The 12,121-nt window shown below is 71.6% G+C and carries 10 protein-coding genes; 5 read left to right on the top strand and 5 right to left on the bottom strand.

Annotated features, from left to right (window positions below):
* The first annotated feature begins 522 nt into the window (after nucleotides 1-522).
* Nucleotides 523-1,971: a cytochrome ubiquinol oxidase subunit I gene (locus BUQ68_RS20475; protein ID WP_075217890.1), complete on the top strand. Its 1,449-nt coding sequence runs from the start codon at nucleotides 523-525 to the stop codon at nucleotides 1,969-1,971.
* A gap of 73 nt (nucleotides 1,972-2,044) precedes the next feature.
* Nucleotides 2,045-3,103: a cytochrome d ubiquinol oxidase subunit II gene (cydB, locus tag BUQ68_RS20480; RefSeq protein ID WP_245293333.1), complete on the top strand. Its 1,059-nt coding sequence runs from the start codon at nucleotides 2,045-2,047 to the stop codon at nucleotides 3,101-3,103.
* Between the two features lie 60 nt (nucleotides 3,104-3,163).
* Here the strand turns inward: cydB and BUQ68_RS20485 are convergent, their stop codons facing one another.
* The 5 genes from BUQ68_RS20485 to BUQ68_RS20505 all read right to left on the bottom strand — a co-directional run bounded on the left by BUQ68_RS20485 (nucleotide 3,164) and on the right by BUQ68_RS20505 (nucleotide 8,624).
* The gene (locus tag BUQ68_RS20485; RefSeq protein ID WP_075217891.1) at nucleotides 3,164-4,180 is read right to left on the bottom strand and encodes a hypothetical protein; all 1,017 of its coding nucleotides are present in this window, start codon (nucleotides 4,178-4,180) and stop codon (nucleotides 3,164-3,166) included.
* Nucleotides 4,177-4,920, bottom strand: a complete 744-nt coding sequence (locus BUQ68_RS20490) for an O-methyltransferase (RefSeq protein ID WP_075217892.1) — start codon at nucleotides 4,918-4,920, stop codon at nucleotides 4,177-4,179. The genes BUQ68_RS20485 and BUQ68_RS20490 overlap by 4 nt, the downstream gene beginning before the upstream one ends.
* Before the next feature lie 16 nt (nucleotides 4,921-4,936).
* Nucleotides 4,937-6,394, bottom strand: coding sequence for a hypothetical protein (locus BUQ68_RS20495; RefSeq protein ID WP_139315287.1), 1,458 nt, complete (start codon nucleotides 6,392-6,394; stop codon nucleotides 4,937-4,939).
* Nucleotides 6,384-7,412 (bottom strand): glycosyltransferase family 2 protein, encoded by a 1,029-nt coding sequence (locus BUQ68_RS20500; protein ID WP_075217894.1) that lies wholly within the window; start codon nucleotides 7,410-7,412, stop codon nucleotides 6,384-6,386. The genes BUQ68_RS20495 and BUQ68_RS20500 overlap by 11 nt, the downstream gene beginning before the upstream one ends.
* A gap of 114 nt (nucleotides 7,413-7,526) precedes the next feature.
* Nucleotides 7,527-8,624 (bottom strand): ABC transporter substrate-binding protein, encoded by a 1,098-nt coding sequence (locus BUQ68_RS20505; RefSeq protein WP_175577873.1) that lies wholly within the window; start codon nucleotides 8,622-8,624, stop codon nucleotides 7,527-7,529.
* 291 nt (nucleotides 8,625-8,915) lie between these two features.
* Between BUQ68_RS20505 and BUQ68_RS20510 the strand changes: the two genes are divergently transcribed.
* The 3 genes from BUQ68_RS20510 (at nucleotide 8,916) to BUQ68_RS20520 (ending at nucleotide 12,041) form a co-directional block, all read left to right on the top strand.
* Nucleotides 8,916-9,890 (top strand): Bug family tripartite tricarboxylate transporter substrate binding protein, encoded by a 975-nt coding sequence (locus tag BUQ68_RS20510; protein WP_075217896.1) that lies wholly within the window; start codon nucleotides 8,916-8,918, stop codon nucleotides 9,888-9,890.
* A gap of 157 nt (nucleotides 9,891-10,047) precedes the next feature.
* Complete coding sequence (locus tag BUQ68_RS20515; RefSeq protein ID WP_075217897.1) at nucleotides 10,048-10,527, top strand: tripartite tricarboxylate transporter TctB family protein; 480 nt, start codon at nucleotides 10,048-10,050, stop codon at nucleotides 10,525-10,527.
* A complete protein-coding gene (locus tag BUQ68_RS20520; protein ID WP_075217898.1) occupies nucleotides 10,527-12,041 on the top strand; it encodes a tripartite tricarboxylate transporter permease in 1,515 nt (504 codons plus the stop codon). The genes BUQ68_RS20515 and BUQ68_RS20520 overlap by 1 nt, the downstream gene beginning before the upstream one ends.
* Nucleotides 12,042-12,121: the final 80 nt, after the last annotated feature.

Genomic DNA, 12,121 nt, shown 5'->3' on the forward strand with positions numbered 1-12,121 from the left:
CGAAAGGCGCCCTCACGAGACAACCCCGAGCATCAGCCTGTTCCGACCGGACCGGCACACAAGGATGCCCGGCCCACACGTCTTCTCCACGACGACCAGACCCAAACACCAAAGCCCCGCGCGAGACCCCTCGCCGGGGCTTTCGTGCGTTCTGGGGACGCCCAAAAGCGGCGGCGCGGGGAAAGCGCGCCGGCAGGGTGGGCGGTGGAGGGTTGGGGCGAGCGGAGGATCGCCGCGATGCGGGCACACAGCAGATCGCCGAACGCGCGCGCTCCGACCGCATGCGCTGTGAAATGCGTGGGTGGTCCGCCTGCGCGGACCATGACGAGCGAGGAGGAGGGGAGGGCGTGGCGGGCGATGCGGGTTGGACCGGGAGCCGTGCGGGCGGACCGGGTTGTGTCCCGCGGGTGGCGGACGGGTGGGCGGCTCACGGTCGGCCGATCAAGGGCAAAAAACATGTTCGCGTTGCGAACTTCGGGAGCGGCCCGGCGGTTAGGGTCACGGTGAACCGGAGGAGACGTGATGGAACTCGACGTCCTGATGCTGTCGCGCATCCAGTTCGCCTTCACCATCTCCTTCCACATCATCTTTCCGGCCTTCACCATCGGCCTCGCCAGCTTCCTTGTGGCGCTGGAGTTCAACTGGCTGCGGACGGGCAACGAGCTCTACCGCAGCCTGTTCCGGTTCTGGGTGAAGATCTTCGCCGTCTCGTTCGGACTCGGGGTCGTATCCGGCATCGTGATGAGCTTCCAGTTCGGCACCAACTGGTCGCGCTACGCGGAATTCGTCGGCAACATCCTCGGGCCGATCATCCAGTACGAGGTGATCACCGCCTTCTTCCTGGAGGCGGGCTTTCTCGGCATCATGCTGTTCGGCTGGGACAGGGTCGGCAACCGTCTGCACTTCTTCGCCACCTGCATGGTGGCGTTCGGCACCCTGGTGTCGGCCTTCTGGATCCTCTCGGCGAACTCCTGGATGCAGACGCCCGCCGGCTTCCGGGTGGAGAACGGGATCGCGCTGCCGGTGGACTGGTTGCAGATCATCTTCAACCCCTCCTTCCCCTACCGCTACGCCCACATGGTGATGGGCTGCTATCTCACCACCGCCTTCGCGGTCGCCGGCATGTCGGCCTGGATGATCCTCCGGGCCCGGGAGATGCCGGCCGAGAAGGTGGTCGGCGCGCGGCGATCCCTCTCCATGGCGCTCTGGTTCGCGGCGATCTGCGCCCCCATCCAGATCGTCCTCGGCGACCTGCACGGGCTCGGCGTGCTGGCCGAGCAGCCCACCAAGCTTGCCGCCATGGAGGGCAATTGGGAGCGGCAGGCCAACATGCCGCTCCGGCTCTTCGCCATCCCGGACGAGGCGGCGGAGACAAACCACTACGAGATCGGCATCCCGAACCTCGGGTCCTGGGTGCTGACCCACGCCTATGACGGGGTGGTGCCGGGCCTCAAGGACGTGCCGCGCGACGAGCGGCCGCCGGTGCTGCCGGTGTTCTTCGCCTTCCGGGTGATGGTCGGCATCGGCTTCCTGATGCTGGGCCTCGGCGCCTGGAGCCTCATTCTCCGCTGGAAGGGCACGCTCTTCACCAACCGGGCCTTCCTCACCGCCACTATGCTGATGACGCCGTCGGGCTTCGGCGCCGTGCTCGCCGGCTGGTTCACCGCCGAGATCGGCCGCCAGCCGTGGGTGGTCTACGGCCAACTGCGCACCGCCGACGCCCTGTCGCCGGTGAGCGGCGGGGCAGTGGCCTTCTCGCTCGTCAGCTTCATCCTCGCCTACGCGGTCGTGTTCGGCTTCGGCAGCTACTACCTGACGAAGCTCCTGCGCAAGGGTCCGGAGCCGATCGAGGAGGCGCTGCGCGGCGGCGACTTCGAGGACCGGCTCGACCGCAAGCCGAAACGGCCCCTCTCCTATCCGGACGAGAGCCTGGAGGGCCGGCCGGGCCACCGCAGCCACCCGGCGGAATGACATCCGCACGCCCGAAGCGGCCGCGTCGCCCTGGCTGGCGGCCCGACGGGACCCCTGACGAGGAGCCGACCCGATGATGGACATCCTCACCCTGTTCGCGCCCGAGGGGCTGACCGGCCCCGGCCTCTGGCTGCCGCTTGTCTGGGCCGCGCTCCTTGCCGTCGCGGTCGCCATGTATGTGGTGGCGGACGGCTTCGACCTCGGGGTCGGCATCCTCTTCACCGCGGCGCGCAGCGAGACCTGGCGCGACCGGATGATGCTCTCGGTGGCGCCGATCTGGGACGGCAACGAGACCTGGCTCATCCTCGGCGGCGGCGGGCTCCTGGCGGTGTTCTATCTCGCCTACGCGATCCTCCTGCCGGCGCTCTACATCCCGCTCCTCGTCATGCTGATCGCCCTCGTCTTCCGGGGCGTCGCCTTCGAGTTCCGCTTCAAGGCGGACGCCTCCAAGCGGGTGTGGGACTATGCCTTCCACTACGGCTCGCTGCTGGCGACCTTCTCGCAAGGGGTGGTGCTCGGGGCCTTCGTGCAGGGATTCGAGGTGGACGGCACCCAGTTCGGCGGCGGCACCTTCGACTGGCTGAGCCTCTTCAGCCTGACCACCGGCCTCGGCCTCGTCGCCGGCTACGGCCTCCTCGGCGCCACCTGGTGCGTGATGAAGACCACCGGCGACCTGGAGCTCTGGGCCCGGCGGAAGGCGGAGCACTTCCTGATCGCCACCATCGTGATGATGGCCGTCGTCAGCCTGTGGGTGCCCTTCCTCGGGCTCGACATCGAGCGGCGCTGGTTCTCCTATCCGAACGTGGTCGTGCTCGCCCCCGTGCCCATCCTCACCGGGCTGACGGCCTTCGCCATCTGGCGGAGCCTACGCGGCAGCGGCCAGCGGGCGCCCTTCTTCCTCTCCATCACCCTTTTTCTCTTCGGCTTCCTCGGCCTTGCGGTCAGCCTCTTTCCCTTCCTCATTCCGCCGTCGATGACGATCTGGCAGGCGGCGAGCGCGCCGGAATCGCAGGCCTTCGCGCTGATCGGTTATGCGGTGGTGATGCCGCTGACCTTCGTCTACACCGCCTACGCCTACTGGGTGTTTCGCGGCAAGGTGGCCGAGGACGTGCAATCCTCCGGCTACCACTGATCCCCGGCTACCACTGATTCCAAGCGCGCCGCCGAATGCCGAAAGGCGGAGGGCGCGGCCTCAACGGGGCGCCGCCGCCAGACCGCCGTCGCCGGACCGGAACGCCAGACGGCCGATCGCCAGCACGAACCCGTCGCCGAGCATGGTCACCAGTCGGAAGAGCGCGGCGGCGACGGCCGCGGCGGTGTCCGCGCCGCCGCCGAGCCCGACGACAAGCGCCACCAGCACGACCTCGCGCGGTCCGAGACCGCCGGGCGCGCCGACCGTCAGATAGCCCGCGACCCACGCGACGGCGCTGGCCGCCACGGCAAGGCTCGCCGGGACGGACGTGTCGAGACCCGACAGGACGGCGGCAAAGAGGGTGCCCTGGACGGCAAAGAAGATCATCGCCCGCAGAAGGCAGGGTAGGCCGGTCGCGAGCAGGCGGCGGGCCGGAACCGGCGGCCAAGGGATCGCGGGCAGGCGGCCGGCGAGGGCGAGCGCCCCGACGGTTAGAGCGATCAAGAGGACCATCAGGCCGCCGCCGACGACCGCGTGGCCGTCCCCCGGTACCGGATCGAGAAAGGCCGGCAGCGTCGCCAGAATTCCGTCCGCTCGTCCCGCCGGGTGGAGGTCGCCGGCGGATACGGCGACGGAAAGCGCCAGGGCGCCGACGAGGACCGCGGCGAGCACCAGCACGAGCGACTCAAGGACGAGCGCGGCGACGAGCGCGCCGTGGCTCATCCCGGCGCGGGCCAGCACGCCGTGGCGGGCCGCCAGATGGAGGACGTTGCCGGGGAGATACTTGGCCACCTGGGTGTCGGTGAACGCCCGCCGGGCGACCGGCGGCGCCACGGCGCCGCCGCCGACAAGGTCGATCCCGGCCCGCCAGTTCTCCGCCAGGAGGAGCAGCGCCAGGGCGTGGACGAGCGCGAGGCCGGCGAGCGCGCCAATCTCGTCCGCGCCGACGCCGCGCTCGGTGAGCGACGGCCAGGCGTCGACAAGGGCGACGGCCATGTAGCCGAGCGCCAGGACGGTGAGGAGCGCCGCCGCCGACCGCCCGGCGCGCCGCACCCATCCGGCCGGACCGGGTGTCATGGACGGCTGTCCGCACGCCGGAGCAGCGTGGTTTCGCCGGGGTAGGGCAGCGCCGGCACGAGCCCGCGAAGCCGCTCCGCCACGAAGCCGCGCGCCACGGCCGCCGCGACGGCGGCCCGGTAGCGACGCCGCTCGGAGTTGTCGAGGACGATGAGGCCGCCCGTCGCCAGCCGGTCCACCGCCGCCGCAAGGCAGGCGGCGCGCGCCCGCCCGTCGATCACGATGAGGTCGTAGCCCGGTCCCTCGGACCCGATCGCCTCCACATAGCGCCGGAAGCTCGCGTGGGCCGCCCCCGGCTTGCCGGAGCGGAAGGCCGGGTCGTAGGCCCCGGGCGGATCCGGCGGGCAGAGCCGGAGGTCGACATGGGCGGCCCCGGCGACCACCCGGCCGGTCTCGCCATACCAGGCGGCGTCGTGCTCGATGCTCGTCACCGTGCCGGCCCGGCGGGCGAGCCAGGCCGTGCTGGCACCGCTGCCGTATTCGAACACGGCGGCGCCGGGACGGTCCGCGAGAAAGCGCTCCACCGTCTCGATGGCCCGATAGGTCCACCAGGGCACGTCGAGGGCCACCATGGCGTCGATGTCGTGGATCGCCCCGAGGCTGCCGAGCCAGCGCACGGACCGGCGGCCCGTCCGCCGCTCCAGCACCCGGCCGAGGCCGCTTCTTGCCACCGTGCCGGCCGCCACGCGCACGGCCTTCACATAGGCGGACTTCAGGACGGCGGAGGCGGTGGCGGACATCGGGGAAACCTTCCGTTCAGAGCCGGCAGAGCTGGTCGAGGTCGGCGTTCGGCAGGCCCTTGGCGCGCACCATGGTCTCGCAGAAGGGCCGGCTCCAGGTCACGAACTCCGGAATATCGGTGAAATAGGTTGCGTAGTGGCGGGCGGTGACGGCGGTGCCAACCGTGCCGAAGAGGACGAGGCCGACGGCCAGCCCCCCGGTCGCCCCGCGCCAGGACGCGCCGGTCCGGGCGGCAAGGCCCGTCAGGCCCATGGCGGCGACGACGGCCAGGAGCGGGAAGATCTCCAGCCGGTAGCGGAGCGTCACGGTCGGATAGCTGAGGAGGATGAGAACCGGGATGGCGGCGCTCGCGACCGCCGCCGTCCAGGCGCCGGCCGCCCAGGCGCCTGCCGGCCGCATCCGCGTGGCGAAGCCCACAACGGCGATCGCGAGCCACGGCAGCCACAGCCTGACGACCCCGGCGAACGGGCCTTCCAGCCGGCCGGCGCCGACCGGCGCGCTCAGCGCCGCATAGACCCGCTCCACCACGGCGGACGGCGACATGATGAGGTGCATGAAGAGGTTCGCGGGGATGCGGAGCGGGTGGAAGCGGCCCTGTTCGGTGAAGACGCGCGCGCGGCTCGACGCCGCGTCCTCGAAGGACCAGAAGACCGTGCCGTACTGGAGCGGACCCGGTTCGAAGCTGCCGTGCATCAGGAAGGGGTCGGAAAAGCGCGCCTGATTGAAGAGAAGGAGGGCGCCACCGGCCGCCGCCAGCACCAGCCCAGCGCCGACCGCGCGGCCGACGGCGATCCGCCCGTGGGTTCTGAGGTCGACGAGCGCCAGGATGGCGACGCCCGCATAGAGACCGACCGCCACGTGCGGCCGGGCGAATAGGGAAAGGGCGGCGAGAAGCGCGGCGGGAAGGAGGATCGCGGCCGGCGCCGCGCCGAGATGGGCGGCCCACACCATGAGGGCGAAGAAGAGGCCGCTCGCCGCGTAGGCGACCGCGATCGGCTCGTGGTAGACGGCGGTGTTGGCGGCAAGAAGCAGCCCGGGCGAGACGAACCACGCCAGCACGGACACGAGAACCACCGCGAGCATCGGCGCGCCGGCCGGGCCCGCCGACCGTCGGAGCAGGCGGAGGAAGGCCCACTGGTAGGCCGCCGATCCGACCGCCGCCCCGAGCCAGATTGTGAAGGCCGGCAGCGCCGCGGTCCGGATGTCCAGGAAGGGCACGGCGAGGAAGCGGGGCACCAGCGGCGCGAGGCCGTAGTAGACGAAGGCGCGGCCCGACGGGTCGTAGTGCCCCTCGCCGCCGATCGCCCGGATCGGCACGTCGAACCGCCCGTCCATGAGCGCCAGGGCATAATGGTTGTAGATCTGGCTGCCGCTCGGCTCGCCGGTCGACCAGCCGGCCACGTCGAGCACCAGGAGGGCGGCGGCCGCCATGCCGCAGGCGGCGACCAGGAGGGCGGCGCGCTCAGGCGGCATGCGACGCGTCGGCCCTTCCGGCCGGCGGAGCGTCGCCCGCATCGGCGGACGGGGTCGCGGCGGGCGCGTCCCGGGCCGAGAGGGCGTACTCCACGTGGCGGATCCGCTCCAGGGTCGCCTCGAGCAGGCGCCGGTTGGTCGCGACCGTGTCGCTCAGGAGCGCGATCAGGAGGGTGCCGTAGCCGAGCATGATCAGCGTGGAGCCGAGCACCAGGGACTGCACGTGCCCGTCCCCGTCGCCGGTCGCCCAGAAGAAGAGGAAGCGCGCGATCGGAATGGCGCCGATCGCCGACACCACCAGCCCGAGGGTGCCGAACACCCGGAGCGGGCGATAGAGCAGATAGCTTCTGAGGATGGTGATCGCCTGCTTGCGCAGGAAGACGGTCATCGACCGCGCCAGCCGGGACGGCCGGGTCACCGCGTTGGTGCGGATCGGGACCGACGCCACCACGAGCCCGCGATGGCCGGCCTGGACCAGCGTCTCCGTCGTGTAGCTGAACGGGCTGTGGACGATGGTCCCCATGGCGGCCTCGCGGCTGTAGGCCCGGAAGCCCGACACCGCGTCGCCGATCTTGAGGCCGGAGAGGGTGCTGACGACCGCCGAGCCCATCCGCTGCAGCCGGCGCTTCATCGGCGAGAAGGCCGCCGCGTCGCCCGGGTTGCGGTCGCCCACGACCACGTCGGCGCTCCGGTCCAGGATCGGCCGGATCAGCGCCGGGATCGAGGCGCCGTCATACTGGTGGTCGCCGTCCGTGTTGACGATGATGTCGGCGCCGAGCCGGAGCGCGGTGTCGAGCCCGCGGCGGAAGCTGCGCGCCAGGCCGAGCCGGCCGACGTTCTGCACCACGTGGTCGGCCCCGGCCGCCCGGGCGATCTCGGCGGTGCCGTCCGTGGACCCGTCGTCGATCACCAGGACCTCCACCCGGTCCACGCCGGCGATCGTCCGCGGAATGCCGGCCACCACGGCCGAAAGCGTGGCCGCCTCGTTGTGGCAGGGGATCTGGACGATCAGCTTCAACTCCGCACCCCGCCGCTGCAAAAAGCCTCCATCGCGTGCGGATTTATACCTTCGCAATCCCTTCGGAGCCGTGAATGGGTCGTGTCGCGCGCCGCCGGGTGGCGCACGCTCGTGTCACGGGGCGCGGACGACGGACAGCCAGAGCGCGATGAAGCGGGCGCGGCGGAGCGGGTCGGTGAGGGCGAGGAGCTGGGCGTTGAGGGCGATCGGCCGGATCGGGCCGCGGGCGTCGGCCCGGATGCTCGCCTGCCCGAAGCCGTCGGTGACCGCCGGGTCGATGGCCGAGAGCAGCGCCTCGCGGGCGAGCACCCGCTGCGCCTCCACGGAGAGCAGATAGTCGAGGAAGCGCTCGGCGGCGTCCGGGTTCGGGCTCTGCCGCATCAGGAGGGCGACGCGGCTCACCACCGCCATGAAGTCCTCCGGGTAGACGATGTCGATCGGCGTGCCGGCGGCCTGGCGGGCGAGCGCGTAGGAGCCGAGCACGTTGTAGCCGACGGCGGCCCGCCCGTCCGCCACCGCGTCGATCACGTCGGACGTGCAGCAGAAGGTGAGGAGCCCGCCGTCGCTCACCGCGTCGACGAAGGGCCAGTAGTCGCTCATCAGGAGGGCGTCGAGGCTGGAGGTGAGATAGCCGACGCCGCTCGTCTCCACGTCGTAGGTGGCGACCCGGCCGGCAAGATCCGGGCGGCCTTGGATGAGGGCGGCGAGGGCGGACCGGGTGCGCGGCGCCGCCGCCTTCGGCAGGAGGGTGCGGTTGGTGACGAAGACGAGCGGCTCGAAGGTGAAGCCGAAGGCCTCGTCGCGCCAGCGCGCCCAGTCCGGCAGGCGCGCCGTGGCGGCGGACCGGTAGGGCCGGCTGTGGCCGTCGTTGACGAGGCGGATCTGCAGGTCGGCGGCCGAGGAGATCACCACGTCGGGCGCCGGGTCGAGGGCCCCGCCGACCACCGCCTCGTAGAGGTCCACCGTGTCGCGCTCCAGATAGGTCACGCGCACGTCCGGGTGGGCGGCCGCAAAGCCGGCGAGCAGCGGGTCCATGGCGGAGCGGTCGGTGGATCCGGCGACCACCAGGTCCGCCGCCCGCGCGTCCGCAGCCGCGGTAAGGACGAACCCCGCCGCGAGGGCGAGCCCCGCCACAAGGGCAGTCAGGCACCCCGCGAAGGCGAACGGACGCCGGCGGCCCTGGCGCATGCGCCCGTCCCTTCGCCCGTCCATCGCGCTGCCTCCCCGGAGTGCCGTTTCCGCCGGCGCCGACCGTGGCAGACCGGGTAGCCCGTCCGCAAGAGCCGCCCGCCGAACCGTCCATGACAGGATCCTGACAGGTTGCGGCGATAGGTAGGGAGGATCGGCTGATCGACCGTGGAGGCGGTTCGATCGGGAGGCCGATGTGGAGAAGAGCGATCCCGCCCCCGCGGCCGACGGCTCCCCGACCGGGACCGGCGGCGCGCGTGCCCGGCGATCGCCGGGCCGTCCGACAGGATGGCCGAACCCTTGGGAGGAGAGACCATGAAGTTCGATCGACGTCAGGCGCTGGCCGTGCTCGCGGCCGCCGCGGCGCTGCCGATGACCGCCCGCTTCGCCCATGCGGAGCAGATCCTGGAGCAGGTGCGCTTCTTCGTGCCGGCCAATCCGGGCGGCGGCTGGGACCAGACCGCCCGCACCATGGAGCAGGTGATGCGCACCGCCGGCCTCGTCGGCTCGGCCCAGGTGACGAACGTCGGCGGGGCCGGCGGCACCGTCGGCCTGCCGCAGTTCATCAACCAGTGGGGCGGCCAGGGCGACGGCCTGATGGTCAGCGGCCTCGTGATGATCGGCGCCATCATCGCCAACAAGAGCCCGGTCAACCTGTCCATGGTCACCCCGATCGCCCGCCTGATCGGCGAGACCGAGGTGATCGTCGTGCCGAAGGAGAGCCCGTTCCAGACCCTGCAGGACCTGGTGGCGGCGCTGAAGGCCGACACGGCCGCCGTCACCTGGGCCGGCGGATCCGCGGGCGGCACCGACCACATCACCGCCGGCCTCGTCGCCAAGGCGGTGGGCGCGGACGTCACCAAGCTCGCCTACGTGGCCTATTCGGGCGGTGGCGAGGCCCAGGCGGCCATCCTCGGCAACCAGGTCTCCTGCGGCATCTCCGGCTGGGGCGAGTTCTCCGAGCAGGTGGCCGCGGGCGCCATCCGGGCGCTCGGCATTTCGGCCGAGGAGCGGATCGCCGGCATCGACGTACCGACCTTCAAGGAGCAGGGCGTCGACGTGACCTTCACCAACTGGCGCGGCGTGTTCGCCCCGCCGGACATCACCGACGAGGACAAGGCCAAGCTCGCCGCCCTGGTGGACGCCATGGTGAAGTCGCCCGAGTGGCAGGCCGAGGTGAAGAAGCGCGAGTGGCTGGACGTCTACCAGCCGGCGGACGCCTTCGCGGCCACCATCGACGAGGAGATGACCCGGATCACCGGCATCCTGCAGACGCTCGGCCTCGCCTGAACGGGCGCGCGCGGGCGGCGGCTGAAGGCCGCTCCCCGCGCGTGTCGCCGGCCCTTTCCGACGACCGCGGGACCGCGGCCCGGCGCGCCTCCGTGCGCGCCGGCGCCGCGGGGCCGCGCGCCTCCTCCTCAAGCATCGCGGGAGATCTCCGAGCGCCATGGCCAGCCAGCTTCGCCCCGGCACCGTCGCGGTGTCGCTTGCCGTCCTTTGCACCGGCATCGGCGTCATCGTCACCACGATGGCGGCCCCGACCTCGCCCATGTACGCCAAGGTCGGCCCCACCGCCTTTCCCTATGCGATCGGCGCCTGCCTCTGCGGGCTCGGCGTCCTCCTCTTCCTCGACGCCTGGCGCGGACGCTGGCAGGCGGAAGCGACCGAGCGGCCGGACGAGCGGCTGGACATGAAGGCGGTCGGCCTCGTCGTCGCCGGCTTCCTCGCCGCCATGGCGCTCGTCGGTCAGGCGGGCTTCATCCTCGCCGCCACCGCCCTCTTCACCCTGGCGACCCTCGCCTTCGGCGAGCGGCGGGTGTGGCTGTCGGCGCCGCTCGGTTTCCTGATCGCGCTCTCGGCCTACACGGTGTTCGCCAAGCTGCTCGGCCTTCGCATGGGCGACGGCCTGATCGAGAGGTTGCTCTGATGGACGCGTTCGCCGATCTCGCCAACGGCTTCGCCCAGGCGCTCACCCCGATCACCCTTCTTTGGTGCATGGTCGGCGTCACCCTCGGTACCGCGGTCGGCGTGCTGCCGGGCCTCGGGCCGGCGCTCACCATCGCGCTCCTGTTGCCGATCACCTTCAAGGTGGAGGCCGCCAACGCCCTCATCCTGTTCGCCGGCATCTATTTCGGCGCCATGTTCGGCGGCTCCACCACGTCCATCCTGATCAACACGCCGGGCGAGAGCGCCACCATCGTGACGGCGCTCGAGGGGCACAAGATGGCCCGGCGCGGCCGCGGCGGGCCGGCGCTCGCCACCGCGGCGATCGGCTCCTTCGTGGCCGGCACCTTCGGGGTCCTCGGCATCACCTTCCTCGCCCCGGTGATCGTCGACTTCGCGCTGAAGTTCGGCCCGCCGGAGTATTTCGCCCTGATGGTGGTGGCCTTCGTGGCCGTCTCGGCGGTGCTCGGCGACAGCCGCGTGCGCGGCCTCACCAGCCTCTTCCTCGGGCTCCTGTTCGGCCTCGTCGGCATCGACCTGCAGACCGGCCAGGCGCGCTTCACCTTCGGCCAGCCGGAGCTCCTCGACGGCATCGACGTGATCGTCATCACCGTCGGCCTCTTCGCCGTCGGCGAGACCTTCTACCTCGCCGGCCGCCACTGGATGGGCCGCGACGAGATCGTGCCGGTGGCGGGCTCGCTCTGGATGTCGAAGGAGGACTGGAGCCGGTCCTGGAAGGGCTGGATCCGCGGCACCCTCATCGGCTTTCCGATCGGCGCCATGCCGGCCGGCGGCGCCGAGGTGCCGACGCTTCTCTCCTACTACATGGAGCGGCGCCTCTCCAAGAAGCCCGAGGAGTTCGGCCACGGCGCCATTGAGGGCGTCGCCGGGCCGGAGGCGGCCAACAATGCGGCGGCGGCGGGCGTGCTCGTGCCCATGCTGACGCTCGGCCTGCCCACCTCGGCGACCGCCGCCATCATGCTGTCGGCGCTGCAGAGCTACAACATCAACCCCGGCCCCATGCTCCTGAAGACCCACGGCGACCTCGTCTGGACGCTGATCGCCAGCCTCTATGTGGCCAACGTCATGCTGCTGGTCCTCAACCTGCCGCTGATCGGCCTCTGGGTGAAGGTGCTGAAGGTGCCCAAGCCCTATCTGTTCGCCGGCATCCTGGTGTTCGCCATGGTGGGCACCTACGGGGTCAGCCGCTCGGTGTTCGACCTCGGCCTCCTGCTGGGCGTCGGCGTCCTCGGGCTCCTGATGCGGCTCTACGACTTCCCGACCGCGCCGGTGATCATCGGCCTGATCCTCGGCCCGCTCGCCGAGCAGGAGTTCCGGCGCGCGATGATCACCTCGCAAGGCGACCTCACCGTGTTCGCCACCCGGCCGCTCGCCGCCGGCCTGCTCGTCGCCGCCCTGCTGCTCCTGGTCCTGCCGCCGCTGATCCGCCGCTGGTTCACCAGCCGGCGGACGGGCGAGGCGGCGCTGGAGGGCTAGACCGGCGACCGCCGGTCACTGGAGGGCCAGACCGGCGACCGCCGGTCACTGGGAAGGTCAGACCGGCGACCGCCGGTCAC

The sequence above is a fragment of the Mongoliimonas terrestris genome (assembly GCF_001927285.1).
In the GTDB taxonomy this organism is placed as follows: Bacteria; Pseudomonadota; Alphaproteobacteria; order Rhizobiales; family Pleomorphomonadaceae; genus Chthonobacter; species Chthonobacter terrestris.